General features: G+C 53.8%; 21 protein-coding genes. 11 read left to right on the top strand and 10 right to left on the bottom strand.

Annotated elements, in window-relative coordinates; genetic code table 11:
- Nucleotides 1-27 precede the first annotated feature (27 nt).
- From IPH75_08970 to IPH75_08945, 6 genes are read right to left on the bottom strand one after another with little or no spacing between them, the layout of a single operon-like run.
- The gene (locus IPH75_08970) at nt 28-942 is read right to left on the bottom strand and encodes a lysophospholipid acyltransferase family protein (GenBank protein ID MBK7142197.1); all 915 of its coding nucleotides are present in this window, start codon (nt 940-942) and stop codon (nt 28-30) included.
- 29 nt (nt 943-971) lie between these two features.
- Nucleotides 972-1,601: a LysE family translocator gene (locus tag IPH75_08965; GenBank protein ID MBK7142196.1), complete on the bottom strand. Its 630-nt coding sequence runs from the start codon at nt 1,599-1,601 to the stop codon at nt 972-974.
- A gap of 57 nt (nt 1,602-1,658) precedes the next feature.
- Nucleotides 1,659-2,630: a KpsF/GutQ family sugar-phosphate isomerase gene (locus tag IPH75_08960; protein ID MBK7142195.1), complete on the bottom strand. Its 972-nt coding sequence runs from the start codon at nt 2,628-2,630 to the stop codon at nt 1,659-1,661.
- Nucleotides 2,627-3,163 carry an HAD hydrolase family protein gene (locus IPH75_08955; GenBank protein ID MBK7142194.1) on the bottom strand — a complete coding sequence of 179 codons (537 nt, stop codon included), beginning with the start codon at nt 3,161-3,163 and terminating at the stop codon, nt 2,627-2,629. Before IPH75_08955 ends, IPH75_08960 begins: the two co-directional genes overlap by 4 nt.
- Nucleotides 3,156-3,962 (bottom strand): 3-deoxy-8-phosphooctulonate synthase, encoded by an 807-nt coding sequence (kdsA, locus tag IPH75_08950; protein ID MBK7142193.1) that lies wholly within the window; start codon nt 3,960-3,962, stop codon nt 3,156-3,158. The genes IPH75_08955 and kdsA overlap by 8 nt, the downstream gene beginning before the upstream one ends.
- Nucleotides 3,963-4,017: 55 nt before the next feature.
- Nucleotides 4,018-4,416, bottom strand: coding sequence for a DUF4430 domain-containing protein (locus tag IPH75_08945; GenBank protein MBK7142192.1), 399 nt, complete (start codon nt 4,414-4,416; stop codon nt 4,018-4,020).
- Between the two features lie 147 nt (nt 4,417-4,563).
- Here IPH75_08945 and IPH75_08940 point away from each other — a divergent pair, with 147 nt between their 5' ends.
- Entirely contained in the window at nt 4,564-5,436 is an 873-nt protein-coding gene (locus IPH75_08940; GenBank protein ID MBK7142191.1) for a hypothetical protein, read from the top strand.
- A gap of 46 nt (nt 5,437-5,482) precedes the next feature.
- Nucleotides 5,483-6,535 (top strand): PDZ domain-containing protein, encoded by a 1,053-nt coding sequence (locus IPH75_08935; protein ID MBK7142190.1) that lies wholly within the window; start codon nt 5,483-5,485, stop codon nt 6,533-6,535.
- Nucleotides 6,536-6,537: 2 nt separating this feature from the next.
- Here the strand turns inward: IPH75_08935 and IPH75_08930 are convergent, their stop codons facing one another.
- A complete protein-coding gene (locus IPH75_08930; GenBank protein ID MBK7142189.1) occupies nt 6,538-7,596 on the bottom strand; it encodes an NAD(P)-dependent oxidoreductase in 1,059 nt (352 codons plus the stop codon).
- Nucleotides 7,597-7,711: 115 nt separating this feature from the next.
- Between IPH75_08930 and IPH75_08925 the strand changes: the two genes are divergently transcribed.
- The gene (locus IPH75_08925) at nt 7,712-8,068 is read left to right on the top strand and encodes a VOC family protein (protein ID MBK7142188.1); all 357 of its coding nucleotides are present in this window, start codon (nt 7,712-7,714) and stop codon (nt 8,066-8,068) included.
- A 13-nt stretch (nt 8,069-8,081) separates the two neighbouring features.
- Here IPH75_08925 and IPH75_08920 read toward each other — a convergent pair whose 3' ends face one another.
- A complete protein-coding gene (locus IPH75_08920; protein ID MBK7142187.1) occupies nt 8,082-9,194 on the bottom strand; it encodes an AI-2E family transporter in 1,113 nt (370 codons plus the stop codon).
- 392 nt (nt 9,195-9,586) lie between these two features.
- Here IPH75_08920 and IPH75_08915 point away from each other — a divergent pair, with 392 nt between their 5' ends.
- The 4 genes from IPH75_08915 (at nt 9,587) to IPH75_08900 (ending at nt 12,344) form a co-directional block, all read left to right on the top strand.
- Nucleotides 9,587-9,949: a hypothetical protein gene (locus IPH75_08915; protein MBK7142186.1), complete on the top strand. Its 363-nt coding sequence runs from the start codon at nt 9,587-9,589 to the stop codon at nt 9,947-9,949.
- Nucleotides 9,950-10,068: 119 nt separating this feature from the next.
- Nucleotides 10,069-10,416 (top strand): cupin domain-containing protein, encoded by a 348-nt coding sequence (locus IPH75_08910; GenBank protein MBK7142185.1) that lies wholly within the window; start codon nt 10,069-10,071, stop codon nt 10,414-10,416.
- A gap of 36 nt (nt 10,417-10,452) precedes the next feature.
- Nucleotides 10,453-11,502: a type III polyketide synthase gene (locus IPH75_08905; protein MBK7142184.1), complete on the top strand. Its 1,050-nt coding sequence runs from the start codon at nt 10,453-10,455 to the stop codon at nt 11,500-11,502.
- 80 nt (nt 11,503-11,582) lie between these two features.
- Nucleotides 11,583-12,344 (top strand): inositol-phosphate phosphatase, encoded by a 762-nt coding sequence (locus IPH75_08900; protein MBK7142183.1) that lies wholly within the window; start codon nt 11,583-11,585, stop codon nt 12,342-12,344.
- 1 nt (nt 12,345) lies between these two features.
- Here IPH75_08900 and IPH75_08895 read toward each other — a convergent pair whose 3' ends face one another.
- Nucleotides 12,346-12,705, bottom strand: coding sequence for a DUF393 domain-containing protein (locus IPH75_08895; protein ID MBK7142182.1), 360 nt, complete (start codon nt 12,703-12,705; stop codon nt 12,346-12,348).
- A gap of 81 nt (nt 12,706-12,786) precedes the next feature.
- On the opposite strand from IPH75_08895, the gene IPH75_08890 reads away from it, so the two are divergent.
- The 4 genes from IPH75_08890 (at nt 12,787) to IPH75_08875 (ending at nt 16,230) form a co-directional block, all read left to right on the top strand.
- Nucleotides 12,787-13,530 carry an energy transducer TonB gene (locus tag IPH75_08890; GenBank protein MBK7142181.1) on the top strand — a complete coding sequence of 248 codons (744 nt, stop codon included), beginning with the start codon at nt 12,787-12,789 and terminating at the stop codon, nt 13,528-13,530.
- A gap of 224 nt (nt 13,531-13,754) precedes the next feature.
- Complete coding sequence (locus tag IPH75_08885) at nt 13,755-14,342, top strand: sigma-70 family RNA polymerase sigma factor (GenBank protein MBK7142180.1); 588 nt, start codon at nt 13,755-13,757, stop codon at nt 14,340-14,342.
- Nucleotides 14,339-15,139, top strand: a complete 801-nt coding sequence (locus IPH75_08880) for a zf-HC2 domain-containing protein (GenBank protein ID MBK7142179.1) — start codon at nt 14,339-14,341, stop codon at nt 15,137-15,139. Before IPH75_08885 ends, IPH75_08880 begins: the two co-directional genes overlap by 4 nt.
- A 53-nt stretch (nt 15,140-15,192) precedes the next feature.
- A complete protein-coding gene (locus tag IPH75_08875) occupies nt 15,193-16,230 on the top strand; it encodes a hypothetical protein (GenBank protein MBK7142178.1) in 1,038 nt (345 codons plus the stop codon).
- Here IPH75_08875 and IPH75_08870 read toward each other — a convergent pair.
- Nucleotides 16,227-18,332 carry a DUF4388 domain-containing protein gene (locus IPH75_08870; protein ID MBK7142177.1) on the bottom strand — a complete coding sequence of 702 codons (2,106 nt, stop codon included), beginning with the start codon at nt 18,330-18,332 and terminating at the stop codon, nt 16,227-16,229. The two genes, IPH75_08875 and IPH75_08870, sit on opposite strands and share 4 nt — an antisense overlap.
- Between the last annotated feature and the right edge of the window lie 271 nt (nt 18,333-18,603).

Below are 18,603 nucleotides of genomic sequence, written 5' to 3'. Positions count from 1 at the left end.
GACAACATGGGGATAATCAGTCGAGAGTCAAGGCAGATTTTCCGGGCGGCTGTTCCAGCGGGTATGAATCCAGATCCACTGGTCGCGGTGACTATCGATCATTTCCTCTAATGCCTTGGTGCAGAGTAAGGTAGCCTGGTAAGCGTCTTTCTCGACATCCCCCGTCCGCTCAAATTGCACCTCCGGACGAATGATCACTTTATACCGATCGTTAGCCGTTCTGAGGCAAGCAACCGGCAAAAGCGCAGCTCCGGTCTTGACCGCGATGATCGACTGCCCGATCGGCGTATTGGCCGGTTTCCCGAAAAATGGGACGAATGCCGATCGTACCCGCATTGAATCAATGTCGATCAGGACGCCAACAACCCCTCCTTTGCGAAGCCACCCAACGATCTTTTTGGGTGAATCGGTCGTGGCGATATTCACCAACCCGACAGCCTCTCGATTCCGGACCAGAAGCTCGTTCAACCGTTTGTCATACATCTCACGCCCGATCACCGCGCAAGAATATCCGAGCGACTGCATGTAGGCGGCCAATAGTTCAAAATTCCCTAAATGGCCGGTCACCCCGAATATCCCTTTCCCCCGTTTGGCAGCAGCTTCGAAATACTCCAATCCTTCGACTTCAACCAGCGGCCGGATCTCATCACGGAAATGTTTTTCAAAACGGATCACATCAACCAGATTCTTCCCACTATTAATAAAGAACCGACGGCCGATCTCCTCGCGCTCGTCCGCGGTCAGCCGGTTGCCATAGGCGATCTGGAGATTCTGATGGACGCGCTGGCGGTCCCGGTCGATCATCCGCCACGCCAGCCTGCCGAGCGATGCTCCTATCCGAATGGACCATGATCGTGGGAGAATATTCAGTTTCCAGATGAGGAGACGTGTCAGGTAGTAGACAAGTGTATTCTTGGTTCGCTTGATTATTCGCGACGACATTTTGGTGTTACCTGGATCTCATAGAGATGCTATTTCCGGTCTGCGAGCGCCAACCGCGCTCCAAGCGCAATAAAGACCGACCCGGTAAACCACTTCTGCACTTTGAGGAATGTCGGGCTGTTTTCCAACCAACTGGAGGCATGCCCTACCGCTATTGCGATCACCAGCAGCACGGTCACGCCGGACAGGTCGAACATCACTCCCAATGTCGCCAACTGCAAGCCGACCGATCCTCGTTCCGGATCAACGAACTGTGGCAGAAACGACAGGAAGAAAAGCGCGACTTTGGGATTGAGAATATTGGTTAACACTCCCTGCCAGAAGATGCGCGAGAGACTCTCTTTCGCCACGTTTTTCCCCAGATGCAACTGCGCCTTGCTGCGAAAGGTCTTGATCCCCAGATAGATCAGGTAAGCCGCGCCAAGATACTTGATCGCCATGAAGGTGAATGCCGAGTAAGAGAGCACTGCGGATAACCCGAGAGTTGCGGCGATAATGTGTACGATCGTCCCGGCGCCTATCCCCAGCGCTGATGCGATCCCCGCCCGTCTCCCCTGGCCGAGAGACCGTGTCGCGGTGTACAGCATGTCCGGTCCGGGGGTCAAATTAAGCGCCAGCGTTGCCGCCATGAAGATCGCCAGTTGCGATGACTCAAACATCCGATTCTCCTCTGCCGGAAAGTTGATTCGTGACGCCCGGGTTATCTGCTATGCTGCTTAGAGCAGCTTGGATTTCAGAATGTCATGCAGGTGGATCACGCCGACCAGCCGACCATCCTGGTCGACCGTCGCCAGTTGCGTTATCGAATACCGCTCCATCATCGCCAGCGCCGCATCCAGGATCGCCGATTCAGAGATAGACTTCGGATTGCGGTGCATCGCTTCATCCGCCGTCAGATTAAAGAAGTCCTTCCCTCGCTCCAATAATCTCCGAAGATCCCCATCTGTAAAAACGCCGGTCGGTTTCCCCTCAGGATCGATCGTAAACACACACCCCAATCGCCGGGAGGTCATCACCAGCAACATCTCGGTGATCTTCGCCTGTGAGGTGATGATCGGCAACTCCTCGCCGGTATGATGCACTTCGGAGACATGCTTGAGCAGTCGTTTGCCGATGAATCCCGCCGGATGATAACTCGCCAGTTCTTCGAGTGAGAAATTACGCGCCTTGACCAGCGCGAGCGCCAATGCATCTCCCATTACCAGCGCGGCGGTCGATGATGAGGTCGGCACGACATTATTCGGGCACGCTTCCATCTCCACCGAGCAATCCAACACGATATCGGCGCGCTGTGCCAGCGGAGAATTGGGCGTTCCATTCAGCACGATGATCGTGACGCCGATCCGCTTTGCGGCGGCAATGATATACGCGAGATCGTCGATCTGACCGGACTTGGAGATCAACAGCATAATGTCATCGGAGCGAACTAATCCAAGATCACCATGCACCGCTTCGGCAGGGTGCAGAAAAAACGACGATACTCCTGTTGAATTGAAAGTCGCGGTGATCTTCCGACCAATGAGTCCGGACTTCCCCATCCCTGCGACAATCACGCGCCCTTTGCAATCCATGATCGCCTGCACGGCATCGCTGAATGATCCATTCAGCCGATCAGCCATGGCAGCAACTGACTTTGCTTCCTGTCGGATCACCGACTGGGCATACGTGACCATCTCTTCCGCTTTCAAATCACATACTCGATCGGGTTTTTGCCGACCGCCTCAAAATAGAGCTGGATCACTTCGCGCACCGCCCCAGCGCCGCCTGATTGCACGGCGACATATTCTACCACTTCAAGATACTCCGGCGCGGAATTGCGTACTCCGATCGGCAATCCCACCCGCTTCGCCAACCCGATATCCAGAAGTTCATTTCCGACAAATGCCACTTCATGGAACCCGATCTGCAATTTCTCCAACAACGGTTCGATCAGTTCCACTTTGTTTTTCTTCCCCTGCAGTACGTGCGTCACGCCGAGATCTTTCATGCGGGTGTCCGTCGCGGGAGAGTAGCGACCGGAAACTATCGCCAGTTCCAGCCCGCTCCGCATCGCCAGCACCATGAAGAAGCCGTCCGAGATATTGAACCGCTTCATTTCGAATCCATCCGGACCGAAATAGATGGAATCATCAGTCAGCACACCGTCGACATCGAGCGCCAGCAGCCTGACCTGCTTAAACCGTTCCCGCATCTGTTCGCGGGTCAACTGCACTTTAGCCATGCGACTTCACCGCCTCGCGAATCGCGGTCACTTGTTCGATCAATTTGGGCATCGCCTCAAGCGGGAGCTGGGTAGCGCGGTCCGATTTTGCTTCCGATGGATTGGTATGTGTTTCGATAAACAGCCCATCGATTCCAACTGCCGCAGCCGCCCGCGCGAGGGGGAGCGCAAACTCCGGCTGTCCCGAGGACTCTTTCCCCGCCCCACCCGGCAATTGCAGCGAGTGCGTAGCATCAAAGACCACCGGAAGGCCAGTTTTTTTCATGATCAGTAATGAACGGAAATCGACCACCAGATTGCGGTAGCCAAAGGATGCCCCTCGTTCGGTCAGCATTACCTTTTTGGTGCCCGCTTTATGCGCGATCTGCTCCATATCATCCGGAGCCAGAAATTGCCCTTTTTTGATATTGATCCATTTGCCGGTGGCTGCCGCCTGCACGACCAGTTCGGTCTGGCGGCAGAGAAACGCCGGTATCTGCAGGACATCGACTACCTGCGCCACCGCGGCTATCTCAGTGGTCTCGTGGATGTCGGTAAGAACCGGAATGCCGAAAGTCGATTTGATTCTGGCCAGTATCTCCAGCCCCTTCTCCAGCCCCGGTCCGGTATAGGTCTCCCCCGAAAGGCGATTCGCCTTGATATAAGAGGTCTTGAATATGTACGGGATGTTGTATTTCTGGGCCAGACTGTTGACCGATTCCGCCACTCGCAGACAGAGGTCGGCGGACTCTGCCACACAGGGTCCGGCAATCAGAAAAAACTCCCCTTGTTCGATTCGCCGCATTGTCTCCAGCGTCATGACGGGGAATATATATCCCCGGTCCAAAAAGGGAAGCTAATATCTGGCAGTCGGTTTACTCGGATGGGACCCGAAATTTCCAGACCACCGTATCCCCTGACCGAGTGAACATCTTGTCTGCCGCAGTCTTAGGGACTGTGTCGTTGATCGTATATACCCAGTAGCCCGACGTTCCACCCCGAATCGAGTCGATCCCTGTCACAAATGACCCCATGGCGGTCGACCGCGATTCCACATAGTGCGACATCTGGAGCAGTTCTAACACCGTGACGGAATCCTGCCCTACCAGAGTAACTGACACGCTATCCCGTCCCTTACTCTCTTCAGTATTGGCGGCAGTAGTGGTGTCTCCCGGCAGTGCACTACTCTCCTGCTCTTCCGTGCCGCAACCGTGAATAATCAATCCAAGCGCAAGTAATACCAGCAAACTGTAGCGTTTCGTACGACTCAACATACTTTCACCTTTCGTTTCTTCAGCGCAAAGGTGCGGGCGATAGTGGACCAAATCAAGTTTGATTTTTCAATCCGCTTTTTGATTGCCCCGAACTTTTCTCTGGAAGTATATTGGGTCGATCACACAATCACAGACGAGGAGATGACAATGGAGTTTGGGTCTATCCTGCAGCGGTCCTGGGATATCGCCTGGAGATACAAATCTCTTTGGGTGTTTGGACTCTTCATTGAAAGCATCGGCAACCTCAACGGCCTGATCAACAGCGATGACTACGGCCAGATACAGTCGATAATCTCCAGCCCGGCTTTTATGACCATTCTGATGATCGGAGTAGTCGTGGGGCTATTTTTGTTCATCATGCACTTTATCTCCTCAGCCGCACATATCGATGCTGTCAACAAATTGACTCGCGGCGGTGTCTATACGTTCGGAAGTTCCTTCTCTATAGGCGTCGACAACTTCCTCCGCTTCCTCGGCCTCGGCATCCTTCTTTTCGGAGCGGTGGTTGCCCTGGCGATAATAATCATCCTGCCGGCCGTACTCCTGTTCCTTATCCATTGGGTAATTGGGATTCTTGGACTGATCATTCTTTTGCCGGCCTTTATCGCCGGACTGGTCACTGTTCTGATGCTCTACTGGTTCTCCCAGCGCGCGATCGTCGTTCGCGGCTCCGGGATCAGTGATGCACTCGATGAAGCCTACTTCCTTTTCCGGACCTATCTCGGTACCTGTTTCAAGTTTGCCCTGATCCTGATCGTCCTGGCCATTGCCATGAGCTTCGTAATCATCATGATCTTCGTGGTGGTCGCCGCCCCGTTTGTCGCCATGGCGCTCGCGACCGAGGGGGGCTTGATCCCCGCTCTCTTGATCGGGATACCGATCGGGCTGTTGCTATTGCTGGTAGTCGATGGCCTCTACGGCTCGTTTTTCCACTCAGCCGTTACCCTGTTTTATTTCAGGCTGTTGGACATTCCGCTCGATCAGCAGCCGGCATTCCCTCAGGAGCCGACCATACGATGATCCGGTTTTGCTTGCACCAACGAGTTGCGACTAGTACTATCGCTGCATGTACCGTTATTGCCTGATATTAATTTTCATTCTGGCTGCGTCACTCATGGCGCAGCCGGATTCATACCTCCAGTCGCGACCGACTGTCCTCTTCGACAAAGAGAATGTCGAACTGCAGACCAGTCTTTACCCGACCTATTATCGCACAACCGCCGCAATTGATGATCAGCGGTGGGTACTGGCGCACACCGTCGAACTCGATTCATTCTGGCTGCAAACCGGTGATTCCGTCCTCTGGATACTCTCAGAGCTTGCCGGTATCCCCTGGGAGCGCCAGACGATCAACGTCACCCTCCTTCGCTACTATCCGACCACTGGCAATCCTGATCCGCTGATCCTGCCGATCAGCGGCATTCGCGTTGGCGCTTTGACCGAGGCGGTACCATCGGGCTCCCCAACCAAACTCAACCTGATCTATCAGTTGGCTCAGCGGCTTCTGCTCGAGGGTGAGTCCCGACGTGCTGACCTGACCAGTACGCTGAAAAATCACCCGCTCGCACAACCTGGTCCGTACAACCGCGACATGCTCGCCTTTCATCTCGCTTATTCGACCGCCAGAATTATCCTCGGCCCGGACTCAGCCGTCGCCTCCTATCAATCGCCATTCTGGAGAGATGGACTCCCCGCCCGCGATCTCTACGAGCAGTATCTCCAGTCAAGCTGGGTGCTCACGCCGGAGAAACCTCTGTTGGTCTGGTTGGGAAAAGAACCGACTGATTCCCGCCTGGTGGCGGCAGTCAGCCCGATGGCGGATCAAACTGCGGGTGAATCGCGCCGGGAGACGGTCGATGGTCTCCCCGCCAAAGGGCAGTTGGGCTTTGCGGTCAGGATAAACGACAATAATCAGTTGGTGATCGATAAGATTGACAACGGTCGTCTCGGCTACAAAGCCGGGCTCCGCATCGGTGATATCATCACGCGCGTCGGCGGTGTTCGCCCCCGCACGCACAAAGAACTTATGGAGATGTTATTCGATGGTACCGAGCGCGGTTCGATCGCGGTTCAGGTATCGCGCGCCGGCAAATCAGAGACTGTGGTGATCAGAAAATAGCGTTACATCCATCGCTTGATGAACTTCAATATCCCCTGATCCCAGCCGACCCGGTGAGTCACCCCCGCCTTGGCGTATTTCAATTCATCCTTATGTTCGAGATACCATTTGTGCGAACCGATCAAAGCATCCTGGTTTGAATAATTCGATTTCCAGCCAAGCTTTTTCTCGATCTTTTCGGTCGACACAAACGAGTCTTTGTCCGCTGTCCCATATACCCACTTGTAAAGCGGCGAGATCTTCATGAACTCAAAGACCGCCAGCGCACCTTTGACTAGTGGGGCAGGAGTTGGAAGGACCTTCGCGCCGTTTCCGGCAAAGTCGCACAAGGCGCCAACATCCAGCTTTACCTTTTCGAAGCGCTGTGCCCCGACATTAAATATGTCATTGGCGACTTCCGGCGGCGCGGAACCTGCCAGGAAGATCGCCTCGATCAGGTCGGTCACTTCGAGCAACTGATAGAGATTATCCCCCTTACCGATGATCGGAATCCGCTTCCCCGAGTCAACCCAATCATAAAGTATCTGGAATACGCCGAGCCGTGCTGTCCCGATAAATGTCTTGGGCCGGATCACCGGCACACACATACCCGCGGCGCGGAATTCCGCGCATACCTCTTCGCCGGCGATTTTCGATTCCCCATACGCCCCGACCCCTTCGACCGGATCGGTCTCAACCAGCGGATGTTTTTCCGGAACGCCATAGACCGCGGTTGAGCTGATGAAAATGACTCGTTCGACTCCGCATTTCTGCGCCTGGGTCAGGGTATTCCGAACCCCGGCGATATTGGTCGACATGATCTCTTCACGCGGCCAGAGCGGCAACGCCGCCGCGCAGTGCACGATGATATCTATCTTGTTGTCATGGATCAGACGGTACATTGCGTCCGCATCGCGGACATCGACATTTACCAGTAACGAATCTTTGGGATATTCATCCTTGAAAAAGGGCGCGATATCATTGCAGGCCAGGAAGGCTATTTCGCGGCGTGGAAGATTTTGAGCCAGATGGTATCCAAGAAACCCCGCCCCGCCAGTCACCAATATTCGTTTATTCTTCATATGTCCAAGTATACGCAATAATCGAAAAACGACAAGGCGGATTCCAGGTTGACCCAACAGCCTTCCACTGCTATGTTGTTGAGCAGAAATCAGTAACCTATTCGGGAGAGGTCCGATGCCACAGCCGATCGTGTATGTTGAGATGGGAGCGGTTGATGTTCCCCGTGCCGCCGCTTTCTACCAGACCGTCTTTGGATGGGAGTTCACCGATCCAAAGCAAATCGCCTACTCAACATTTTCCAGTGGCCCAAATGGAATCGGAGGCGGCATCTTTCGGACCGAGCGGTCCCGCATCAACGCTACCTCTGTCCTCTATATATATGTGGAAGATATCGAGATCTCCTGCGAGAAAGTCGTTTCTGCAGGCGGCGAGTTGGTTGTCCCGAAATCAGTCATCCCCGGAACCGGCTTTTACGCCCATTTCAAGGATCCATCCGGGAATTTGATGGGATTGTTTACGCCAGGAAATTAGTTAGCATCGCAAGTCACTGCGCGGCTGAATCAGGCGAGGGTGGCTGCTCCAGCGGAGCTGCTTCGCTTTTCCAGGGTCCGATCTCAATCTCAAACACTTCGAGAATCGTCACAAACGCTGCCGCCACGAGCGGTCCGGCGATCAATCCTTCGATCCCCAGCAAGGCAATTCCGCCCGTCATGGAAAGAAAAAGCATCAACGGATGCATGTTTGTCCCACCGGCGACCATATACGGACGAAGGAAATTATCTATCTGGCTGACGATCAGCGTACCAACTCCTATAATTATACACCCCTGGACGACATCGCCGTTGATGATCAGAATGAGTCCCGCCGGAACATAGATGATGAAGGCTCCCAATAATGGGATGACCGACAGAAACGCCATGATCGCTCCCCAGAAAAGTGCCGAGGGGATTCCGACCAGGGCAAACATCATACCGCCCACCGCTCCCTGGATCAGCGCGATGACAATCCCACTAATCATGGTCGAATTGATGATCCCATGAAGTTCCTTAAGCATGGCATTCGTGCGTGATCGCTCCAACGGCATCAAAGCAGCGATCCGTTCGACTAGTTTCTCCCCGTCCTTCAGCAGGTAATAGAGCGTGAACAGCATCAGCAGGAAATAGAAGATCGCTTTCGAGACATTAGCGATTATCCAGGAGGTCTGGTTGACAAAAAAGTTGCCGAGCCAGCTCACCGCATCTTCGGTCATTGCACGAAGGTCCAGCTTCTGAATATCCACGTAGGGACTCAACCGTTGCACCACACTATCCCACCATGGCGCCACCTGTGACCAGATTGTGTCCAGTTGACCGGACTGGCGCATTTCCGTCACCCGTTGAACAGCACTCGCCGCCTGTTCAACCAGCATCACCGACAGAAGTACGACTGGTCCAATGATCACTATGATGATGAGGAAGAGGATCAGTATCGATGCGAGCCCGGGCCGCTTGACTCGCTTGAGTAATCTCTTGTACAGCGGATGAAAGAGGATCGCAAACACGGTCGCCCACATCAGCGGCGCGAAAAATGGCGCGAGCAGTTTATAGAAAAGGAAGATGACCGCGGCCGCGACCGTTAAAAAAAGTGAGATGGAGAGGTAATGTCGTTTCATGGTCATGCTTGACTCGCGGCCTCAATCTATGCCCTTTCAAAGTGAGTAGCAACTTCAAACCCGCTGATTCACAGGCAGTTGAGACGACTACCGACTCCGCCCTAGCTCGCCTAACCCATTACTGGGGAATACGTTACAGGCATCGATTCACTACCTCCTGCTCTGCGATGAATGGTTGTTCATCAGTCTTGATAGAAAGTGCGATCAGTTTTTGCGGTCGCAAAATTCGACTCATGAGTACAAGCTCAACCCGGCAAGCCTGCTCAGAAAGCTAACGACATATGGTTAAGTATCTTAAATCAGTGCCGATACAAAGTATAGAAATTGCACTAAAGAGCGAACGTGGACTCAGCCATGTCACGGTTCGCAATCGTCAACGCTCATTAAAGGAGTTCACAATGGCTTTCAAGAGAACCCGTTCCAGCAACCGTGCGTCCGTTCGCACTCGTTTCACCAGCCGTGCGAAGCAGGGTGGCAAGCCGTGGACCGCGAAAGACATCGCTTTCATGCGCAAATTCTATCGCGTCAACGAGACCACTTGGGTCGCTCGTCAGCTCGGCCGTACCGTGTACAGCGTCCGCTACAAAGCTTCCTCGCTGAACATCAAGAAGGTCAATCCCTCCAATTGGAAGGGCAACACTGGCGTGACGAAGGTTGTCAATCGTCGCTTCAATAAGGTCCCGAAAGTGCGCTACGCTCGTACCACTCGTTGGACCGCTCGCCGCAGCCGCAGCCGCAAGTCTTCGCGCTCCGGCCGCTAAGCGTCCTGCCAAACCTTTGCAGCACAGGATCGTGCTGCGACAGACCCGCTTTGATCTCCAACGCGGGTCTTTTTTTATCCCTCAGATTGTATATATTGTAGCATAACCCAGGAGGACCAATGCCTGTCGTCAAATATACTGACATGAAAATGACCGAGATCAATATGACCGGTGTCTCCAAAGCGACCAAGTGCAATGTCATCGGCGGCACCGAGGGCTGGACCGACCACACTCTCCGCGTTTTCCGCCTCCAGCCCGGTGGCTTCACCCCCCGTCACCAGCATGACTGGGAACATATCAATCATATCGTCAAAGGTCGCGGACGTCTCCGGATCGGCGATCAGGTGCATGAACTGACCGAAAAGGATTTCGCCTTCGTCCCGCCGAATACCGAACATCAGTTTGAGAATCCGTACGACGAAGAATTCGAGTTCATCTGTATTGTACCGAATCGCGGCAACTACTAACCGGTAGACTGAGACCGAAACCAGGCGAGCAAGCATATGCCGAAGATCTGCGGAGTCACCATCGCTCTCCCTCCCTATCGGGTGCCGCAATCCGAGGCGGCTCAGTTTGCGCAACACCATTTCGGCACAAAGATCGGCGACCTGCACCGCATGATGCAGGTCTTTGCCAACGCAGGTATCAACACCCGCTATTTCAGTCGGCCGGTGAACTGGCACCTTGAACCGCATACGATCGCTGAGAAAAACGAAGTCTACATCGAGTCGGCCACCAACCTCTGTCTCGATGCTTCCCGCCGCCTTCTCGAACGTAATCACCTCGCGCCGACTGAAATTGACTACATCATCTATGTCAACACTACCGGTCTGGCCACGCCGTCAATCGATGCCCGCCTGATAAACCTGCTCGGTTGCAGGCAGGATATCCGACGGACCCCGATCTGGGGTCTCGGATGTGCTGGCGGTGTTGCTGGTCTCTCCCACGCCTATCATCATGCGCTGGGGCACCCGCGCGATCGGATCCTGCTGGTGGCCGCCGAACTCTGCGGCCTGACGTTTATTCCCGATGATTTCTCTCGAAGCAATCTGGTCGCTACCGCCCTCTTTGGCGAAGGAGCCGCCGCTGTGCTGGTCTGCGGCGATGAGGTCTCCCTTGGGGGATATTCGATCCTTGGCACCCAGAGCCGCTTTTACCCCGATTCACTCGATGTCATGGGCTGGCATGTTGTGTCACAGGGGCTGCAGGTCGTTTTTGCCCAGCGCATCCCGGATATTGTCGCGGCCAACGCAAAACAGGATTTTTCGGATTTCCTGAACAAGCATGAGCTGCGAATGGATGATATCAAGGCCTATCTATTCCACCCCGGCGGGATGAAGGTCATCGATGCATACCGTCAGGCACTCGGCTTCACCGGCAACGAACTCGCCTTATCAGAAGAGATCCTTCGTGACTACGGCAATATGTCGTCCGTCTCAGTCCTTTTTGTCCTCGAACGCTTCATGCAGCGGCAATCCGATCCGGGCGGCCATGGCCTCATCTCGGCGCTCGGCCCTGGATTCTGCTCCGAGTCAATGCTCATTTCACTCTGACGACTGACTCTCCTTGACTTTCCCTCGACTATCCTCGATTCTAGTCCTGCAAGACGGCTTACTCTTTACAAGGAAACGCAATGTCCAGATTTCTGCAGGTAGCCATGGAGGCGGTCAACGCGATGGAGCGTGTGACGGTTGAATATTACTACAAGAAACCGAAAGTCCGCACCAAAGCCGACAAGTCACCGGTCACGATCGCCGATATCTCCGCCGAAAAGGCCGCCATCAAGGTCATCAGGAAGCATTTCCCGAATCATGCCATTTTTGGCGAAGAATCCGGCCACCGCAAGACCAGCTCGGAATTCACCTGGATAATCGACCCGATCGATGGCACCCGGAATTATATCGCCGGAATCCCACTCTGGGGAAACTTGATCGCCCTGGCGCACGATGAACATGTCGTACTGGGGATATCCAATGTCCCACTCCTCAATGAACGGCTCTGGGCAGAACGCGGCTCCGGCGCCATGCTGAACGGCAACCGGGTTACTGTCTCTGCCAAATCTTCACTTCGCGATGCTATGATCAGTTTTAGCTCGGTCAACTCATTTCATAAGTCCAAACGTGAACCAAACCTGCTCAATCTACTCCATGCGACAGCACGCCAGCGCGCCTTCGGAGATCTCTGGCCGTATCATCTGTTGGCATCGGGAAGATTGGAGATTGTAATTGAGGCTCAGATCAAGCCGGTTGATGTTGCCCCGTTTGTCTGCATCATCGAAGAAGCAGGTGGTTCTACCTCGGACCTTTTCGGAAGACCATTCTCTCTGGGGATCAAAACATTCGCCGCGACCAATGGGAAGTTACACCAGAAGGTGATCAAACACTTCCGGAAGTAAACTACCGCGCCACGGCTTTCGAGAGCTTCACCCTGTTTCTCGCTACTACACCATATATCACTCGCGCGAGCTGACGTATTCCCGGCCAGCCCATTATCCTGCTGATCCACGCCGTCGTTGGAAAAATCGACATCACCTGCGCCACAGCTTCCGCACCGCGATACATTTGACCGGAATCATCAAATAGGTGAACTGCGTTCTTCAATTCATGCTGCGGCGGCAGGCTCTGGCCGTGCGGAAGTCGCGGATCGGAGAGTGGAACAAGCTCAACAATCCCGAGTGTATCGATCTTTCTCAATCGATCTATCGAGGCCAGACAGATCGGACAGCTATCATCGTAGATGAGGTAGTAGCGAGGCATACATTTCGAATATACGATGAGTTCATAAGGTATGTACAGAGAAGTTGCTTGCATCAGGCCCTGACATCTTTTAGTCTTCCAATGAACACTGCCGTCTGGGAGATTCTGATGATTCGATTGTTGGCCGTGATTGTTTTGCTGTCATCGACGCTAGCGCAGTCGGCTGACGCCGGCCACTACCGCAAGAACCCGCCGAAAGAGTGCAAGACCATCGACCCCGGCGATTTCACGTTTCCGCCGATCACCATGCTGAAACCCGCCGCAACTGATTCCTGCAAAGCCTCCCCGCATGCGGAAGTCTGGGTGAAGTGCAGAATCGATTCCACCGGCAAGGCATTTCAGTCGAAAGTCGTCTGGTGCAGCATAGACGATACTACCTTTGAGACAACAGCCCTTGAGTACGTTAACACAACAATCTTTGACAGTATCTGGACCGGTTATCACGGCCGCGAAGGCTGGCTGTACCACATGGTTCTTTTTCGCCAGCAGGATGACCACAAGTGCGCCATTCATGAATCAACTCCTTCAGATACCGGATATGTCCCCGTTGAAGTACTGCCTGAGATGATCAAACAAGTGCAGCCGGCCTACCCCCGGGATGCCCGTCACAGGAACGCATCCGGAACTGTTTGGGTAAAGGCGCTGGTCTCTAAGTTTGGGACTGTGGAGCAGGTCAAGATCGGTCATTCCTCTGGTGATGCGTACCTTGACAATGCAGCTTTGCTTTCTGGCTATCGCAACAAGTACAAGCCCGCAATACAGCGGAAAAAGCCTGTAGCAGTCTGGGTTATGTATCGAGTTGATTTCAAATTGACCAATCGCTAGTGCCTGTCCCCCCCTTTTTCCTTGCCTCCTGCCCGGCAACCGGTTATTTTCAAGTAATTCCGGGGATTGTGGTCAAAATTTACCCTTTATTCCACTTACCCCCGGGAACCGTGACCAAAACAAACAAAAGTCGCGGCCAACTTGGAACTACCATGGAAAGTTTCCTGTTACCAACAGTGGATTTACAAAACTTTCCGGGTCTTCCGAGAGTATAGAGTTGTACTATGGCGGATAAAAAGTCGGAAGAACTGGAAAATCGACGGAGCTTTGAGCGCGAAGCTCTGCCGCATATGGATGCGCTCTACCGGACTGCTCTGCGCATGACCAAAAATGAGAATGACGCAGAGGACCTTGTCCAGGAAACGTTTGCGAAAGCCTACCGTTTCTGGGATAAGTTCGAGAAGGGTACCAATGCTCGGGCATGGTTGTTCAAGATCATGACGAACATTTTCATCAATGAGTACCGTTCCAAGTCCCGGGCGCCGGTGTCGGTCAATGTCGATGATATCGACGATAACTTCCTGTACGGCCAATTGGCCGCCACAGGGCCGTCCGATGATCCGGAGAGGCAGTTTTTTGCGAAGATTTTTGACGATGATGTAAAGAAAGCGATCGAAGATCTGCCGGACGATTTCCGCATGGTGGTGATCCTCTCGTTCCTCGAAGGGTTCTCTTACCAGGAGATCGCTGAGATCTGTGACCTCCAGTTGGGCACAGTCAAAAGCCGGTTGCATCGCGGTCGAAAACTGTTGCAAAAGAAACTATTCGAGTACGCGGTACGAAACGGGTACATCAAGGACCTCGCCAAATGAACTGCCAGGAAGCCCTCGCCTTACTGTACGACATTATCGATAAAGAGGCATCCGAGATCGACTCCCAGCAGGTGCACGAACATCTCCAAAAGTGCTCCCACTGCCTCAAACGATATGAACTCGAAGGCGACGTTAACGCCTTCGTCAAAGAAAAGCTCTCGCACTCCCAGCCGACCCAACAGCTCACTTCCTTACGGAGTCGCATACTCTGCAAGCTCGATCATATCGACCGAGAGGAAGGAGGACTGAAGGGCGACACGCCCCCCTTTTGGAGAGCCTCGTACGTCGTAGCCGCCGCCGCGGTGCTGGTCATCGCGCTTGGCGCAGTCTATCTGGCGACCGGTTTCAATCGCCACCAGGAAGCCTATATCCCGCTTGAACAGGCACACTGGCAGGCTGCTGATCATCTCCAGTCCTTTGATAATCCAGCCCTGACTGCCGCCGCCGTCGCTTTTGTCGCCGACACTATTGGTTACCAACCAAGCCCCGAGGTTTCCGGAGTCAGTCTGGTTGGCGGGCAGATGGAAGAGATTGATGGCGCCCGAATGGCCCACTTTATCTATACCAATCCTGGCACTCGCGTGGTTTCGGTATTTGTCGTTCCGGCCGATCGCTTCCAGATTCCTGACGACCTGAGATCAAGCCTGGTCAACCGCCACGGCTTCGACCTTTTTGACCACAACTGCCGTGGATGTCGCCTGGTATACCACCGGGTCGGCAATGCGCTCGTGATCACTGCCACGACTGACCGCGATACCGAACTGCTCGACTTCATCCCCGGACAGTCGACTATTTAAGTCCCTCTTCTCAGAGTATAGGAAACTCCCCATACTGCCGATACTAATGCCGTATGCGGCACATTGGATGTATCGTCATTTCTTTATGGGTATTGGCCGGTTCTGCCTTTGCGCAGACGCCTGCTGACCCCTACCTGACCCCCGAACGACAGCAGTTCTTCATTGCTGTCCAGCGGTTGCTGTTCGATGATCGTTTCGCACAGGCGGACTCGGTCATTGCAGCGTACCGTCACTCTTCCCCGCTCGACCCGGCAGGTATCCTTTTTCAGGCTGGTTCGCTCGTCACGCAAATGACCGACCGCGAAGAGGAGATCACTCCCGACCTGTTCAAAGCACTGATCGATTCCTGTCTGGAGATGACCGATGATGTTCAGGACCTTGACTCTCCACGCGAGCAAGCCTGGCGGTTCCTTATCCGTGGCCACGCCCACGCCTACCGATCAATCTACTCATCGCACTTTGGCTCGTTCACCGCGGCGATAGACCATGGCTTCGATGCTAAGGGGGAATATCAGAACGGTCTCAAAGCCGACAGCACCCTGTACGACCTCTATTTCGGGCTCGGTTCATACCACTATTGGAAATCCGCCAAAGCCGGTTTTCTCCGCTGGATCGGGATATTCAACAACGATAAGGCGAAGGGAATTCGCGAACTGCAACTGGCGGCTGATTCTTCGCTGGTCTCCCGGGAAGCCGCCACCAATGCGCTGATCTGGGTCTATTTCGACAACAACGAGTTCGACAGCGCCAAACAACTGGTCGATTCAGCCATGCTTCGCTATCCGAACGGTAAGGCATTCCTCTGGCCGCTGGCCAAAGCGCAATACGAATTGAAAGACTACGCCGCCGCGCTCGCTACCTATCGTGAACTACGCCTCAGGCTGGAGCAACAGCCGGGTAATTTCTACAATCTGATCGAGTGTGATTACTATCTGACCAAATGCCATGACCGCCTGAAACAGGATGATCAGGCCATTTCAGCCGCTCGGCAATTTGTGGAGTATTATGGTGAACTGACCAAAACCGTGCTGGATCGCCAGCGCAGCAATCTCAGTTACCTTAGGAAGATCGCGACGCGCAAGAACGGCTAGAACGATTCCTGGATCGGCGTCCGGGAACTCTCGTCCAGCAATCTGCACCCTTCCATCATCAACGACTCATTCGAATAGAACGTATTCGAGGGCGGCAACTGGTCGAGCGGAATTGTCTGAATCGTCCAGGTACCGTTGGTCCAACTGATCCCCTCGTAGAATGCATCCGGCCCGAGCTTAGTACCGCACTCTGCGTATGTGATCGCTCCCTGGCAGAGATATAACACCAGTTTGTCGGTGCTGGAGTTGATCGTCACGCGAGCGGTCTTCCGGCTCGGCCCCAGCGCCTGGATCAAGTCGATCAGATTCATCTCTTCAAGATGACCGACCGCTCCTGCCTGTTGGACTATCTCTTCCCGCTCTTTCGCCTTTGATTCGATTCGGGCGCGGATCTTCTTCATTTTGATCAACAGCACGTTCAGGTTGTCATCGGCCGGAATGACATCCTCGATCCCCTTCTCCAGCAATCCGGTCATCTGCGGTGCCAGCGCGCCATCGGTCAACAGGAATGTCGGGACCTTGTCTACTGTTACTCCGAGATCGATCAGTTTTTCCACCAGAGTGCTGATGGCGATTGCCCCGCTCGCTTCATGGATCACCAGAATATCCGGGTGGCTCCGTTTGTAAAGCTCGGCAAATTCTTCTGGCTCAGTTTCAACAATCAGGCGGAAACCTGCTTGTTTGATTCGCTGTTCGATATCGCCCAGGCGTTCACGCTCGGAGGAGAGTAACACTACCTGGCTGTATTTTTCCAGAGTCGAGATCGAGAGGATCTCTTCCTGCACCATGGCGATAAATGCCTCGACCACTTCGGTCAGGAACAGCTTGCCGACCAGGTCACGATATTTCCGCTTGATCGCATCAAACTTGTCGAGCGTTAGCGCCATGTCCGGGCGCATCGTCTCACAGAAGATATCCACGACTGTCAGAATATTCCCACCCAGCACCTCGATCGGCAACCGCTTGGTAAATTTCTCGCGAAGATTGATATACATCGACCGAAGGATCTCTATCACCAGCGGCTGATAGTTCAGTGAATTGAGCAGTTTGACCGTCAGGTTGATATACTCCCGGTGATCTTGCTCCGCGGTATTACCATAATAGAATTTCGCCAGGTCATGCAGATAACCCGCGTTGGTGATGATCAGCCGATCCTTGTCCGCCAGTTCCAGTCGGCGACAGAGTTTGTCGACATACTGGCCGACCCGCGCGCTATGGTTGTTCACCACGCCATCCTCGGAGGACAGCAGCGAAGTGAACAGTTCTAGATTTCTCACCAGCAGATCCGCTTCAAGAGTGCCGGCATCCAGCGACAACAGCAACCCGGCGGCATTTTCATAATAGCGGACGCGTGTTTTTGGGGAGATCTTGCGAAGACGATCGATCAGATCAATGTAATCCCCCGGCACGGTGTCCTGGATCAACACGGAATGGAACCGCTGATTACCGATCAACTGGATAGCGTCATCGGCTGAATCCGTCCGGCGGACTCGATACTCCCCTCGCTCGAGCAGTGACTGCATTTTGTCACCCGAATCAGGATCATCCGTCACCAGCAGGATCGCAGTATTTGGATTCCGGACATCTTTCCCCGAAGGATCGGCGCCGATATGCGGTACGATCAACTGCTCGGCCTCTTCGATCGGAAGAGCCTTCCCCAAATAATGCTTGGAGATCGCCATATTGAGCGATAGCTCTGCGGCGACATATGGCTTGATCCCCTTCCCCGAAGCGACAAACTCAAGCTCCGTCAGCAGTTCATCGCGGAATGGATCTTCGCAGGCGATCAGCAGTTGATTTTTCGATGAATCATACGCAAACGGCATGACTTTCCGTGCCACCGCGACAGTGGCAGGGATCATATCGACTATTGAATCCGGAATATCGATCTTGGAGAGAACAATCCCTTCGCACCCCATCTGCGTCGCCAGTGCGCGCACCAGGCTCGACTCATCCAAAAAGCCAAGCGTGATCAGTTGAGAACCAAGTCTTCCGCCAAACAGCTTCTGGCGCTGTAAAGCCTGAGCAAGCTGATCCTCAGTTACCAGATGTTCGCGAAGCAGTACTTCGTCTAATCGGGGGACACGTCTCGATTCAGTCATGATCCGTTTCGTTCTGTTAGCGCGCCCTATCCAAATAGTCCAGACCCTGCGTACGCCGGGCACCGGGCGCCGCGAATCACCCACTCATAACAACAAGGGCCGTAAGCCCGCCAGTGACGGACCCCACCCCGCACCCATTATATCGGCTAAATCGTTTTTATTTTGAGCCTTACAGTCTGTTTGCGGGCTGTGCATTTTCTGTACAGGTAATAGGTTTTGTTGGTCAGAAGCGACGTTTCCGCAGTTGCAGCAATGCCTTGAATAGCATAGT

The sequence above is a fragment of the bacterium genome, from assembly GCA_016708025.1.
GTDB lineage: Bacteria > Zixibacteria > MSB-5A5 > GN15 > FEB-12 > FEB-12.
Note: the sequence above shows the minus strand (reverse complement) of the source record. Positions and strands in the feature narration are given on the sequence as shown.

Excerpts from the sequence above, each read along its gene's own strand:
- IPH75_08935 (MBK7142190.1), top strand. The coding sequence starts at position 5,483 with ATGTACCGTTATTGCCTGATATTAATTTTCATTCTGGCTGCGTCACTC.
- IPH75_08925 (MBK7142188.1), top strand. The coding sequence starts at position 7,712 with ATGCCACAGCCGATCGTGTATGTTGAGATGGGAGCGGTTGATGTTCCC.
- IPH75_08905 (MBK7142184.1), top strand. The coding sequence starts at position 10,453 with ATGCCGAAGATCTGCGGAGTCACCATCGCTCTCCCTCCCTATCGGGTG.
- IPH75_08955 (MBK7142194.1), bottom strand. The coding sequence starts at position 3,163 with ATGGCTAAAGTGCAGTTGACCCGCGAACAGATGCGGGAACGGTTTAAG.
- IPH75_08910 (MBK7142185.1), top strand. The coding sequence starts at position 10,069 with ATGCCTGTCGTCAAATATACTGACATGAAAATGACCGAGATCAATATG.
- IPH75_08880 (MBK7142179.1), top strand. The coding sequence starts at position 14,339 with ATGAACTGCCAGGAAGCCCTCGCCTTACTGTACGACATTATCGATAAA.
- IPH75_08920 (MBK7142187.1), bottom strand. The coding sequence starts at position 9,194 with ATGACCATGAAACGACATTACCTCTCCATCTCACTTTTTTTAACGGTC.
- IPH75_08890 (MBK7142181.1), top strand. The coding sequence starts at position 12,787 with ATGAACACTGCCGTCTGGGAGATTCTGATGATTCGATTGTTGGCCGTG.
- IPH75_08965 (MBK7142196.1), bottom strand. The coding sequence starts at position 1,601 with ATGTTTGAGTCATCGCAACTGGCGATCTTCATGGCGGCAACGCTGGCG.
- IPH75_08945 (MBK7142192.1), bottom strand. The coding sequence starts at position 4,416 with ATGTTGAGTCGTACGAAACGCTACAGTTTGCTGGTATTACTTGCGCTT.
- IPH75_08870 (MBK7142177.1), bottom strand. The coding sequence starts at position 18,332 with ATGACTGAATCGAGACGTGTCCCCCGATTAGACGAAGTACTGCTTCGC.
- IPH75_08875 (MBK7142178.1), top strand. The coding sequence starts at position 15,193 with ATGCGGCACATTGGATGTATCGTCATTTCTTTATGGGTATTGGCCGGT.
- IPH75_08895 (MBK7142182.1), bottom strand. The coding sequence starts at position 12,705 with ATGCCTCGCTACTACCTCATCTACGATGATAGCTGTCCGATCTGTCTG.
- IPH75_08970 (MBK7142197.1), bottom strand. The coding sequence starts at position 942 with ATGTCGTCGCGAATAATCAAGCGAACCAAGAATACACTTGTCTACTAC.
- IPH75_08940 (MBK7142191.1), top strand. The coding sequence starts at position 4,564 with ATGGAGTTTGGGTCTATCCTGCAGCGGTCCTGGGATATCGCCTGGAGA.
- IPH75_08900 (MBK7142183.1), top strand. The coding sequence starts at position 11,583 with ATGTCCAGATTTCTGCAGGTAGCCATGGAGGCGGTCAACGCGATGGAG.
- kdsA (MBK7142193.1), bottom strand. The coding sequence starts at position 3,962 with ATGACGCTGGAGACAATGCGGCGAATCGAACAAGGGGAGTTTTTTCTG.
- IPH75_08915 (MBK7142186.1), top strand. The coding sequence starts at position 9,587 with ATGGCTTTCAAGAGAACCCGTTCCAGCAACCGTGCGTCCGTTCGCACT.
- IPH75_08930 (MBK7142189.1), bottom strand. The coding sequence starts at position 7,596 with ATGAAGAATAAACGAATATTGGTGACTGGCGGGGCGGGGTTTCTTGGA.
- IPH75_08885 (MBK7142180.1), top strand. The coding sequence starts at position 13,755 with ATGGCGGATAAAAAGTCGGAAGAACTGGAAAATCGACGGAGCTTTGAG.